Source organism: Ammoniphilus sp. CFH 90114 (assembly GCF_004123195.1).
GTDB lineage: Bacteria > Bacillota > Bacilli > Aneurinibacillales > RAOX-1 > YIM-78166.
The window spans coordinates 1-775 of the sequence record NZ_SDLI01000055.1; the positions used below are offsets into that span (position 1 = coordinate 1).

The window sequence follows — 775 nt, forward strand, 5'->3', positions numbered from 1 at the left end:
GAACGATAGAACTGCTGCAGACGATAAGTAAAATTCAAATAGGGTAATAAGAAATATAAAATAGATAGCCAATTAGAGGAGGAATAACAATGAATTTGAAAGCAAAATTGATCACCGGAACAGCGACGATCGCAGTAGGAGCCATGGCATCCATCGGAGGAACCTTCGCGTACTTTAGCGATGAGGTGGAGTCTGCCAGCAAATTTACGAATGGAGTGATCAACTTACAGCCAGAGAAGGCCCATATGCAGTCCTTTGCGATCTCTAACTGGAAACCAGGCGATGTGTTAGAAGCGAATACTGGAAACCAAGAACCAGCCATGATTTTAAACAACCAAGGAACTCTACCATTTAATGTATTCATGGATGTGAGTGTAACGGATGAAGGACAAGGAAGTAAGGATGCGATTCTAGTAACAGAGCTGAAGTTTGGTGGAGAGGATCTACTAGTGAAATATAACTTTGACTCCAATAATGATGGGAAAGTCACCTTAGCCGAGCTGGACGCTGGATTAGATGGAGATACCACTCTTAATAACAATACCATTTCTGGGGTAGGGAAGTATATTGGTTACTTGGATGCCAATGACGACTCTGTGACAACAGAGAGAAAGACAAAAGGCCTCAACTATGTTTTAGAATTTGAAGATCCAGGAACAGAGCAAAACGCGTTAATGGGTGAAGAAACCTTGATTGACGTGACCTTCACAGCGCTGCAATACGAAGGGGAAACGTTCAGCTCCGCCAATGGCAATATTGACAACCAAGGCTCCGG

Annotated in this window: 1 protein-coding gene; it reads left to right on the forward strand. The window is 43.1% G+C overall.

What is annotated here, in order from left to right; all coding sequences use genetic code 11:
- Window positions 1-89: 89 nt before the first annotated feature.
- Window positions 90-775, forward strand: a 686-nt coding sequence (locus EIZ39_RS26150) for a TasA family protein (RefSeq protein ID WP_129204527.1), incomplete at its 3' end; no start/stop codon positions are given.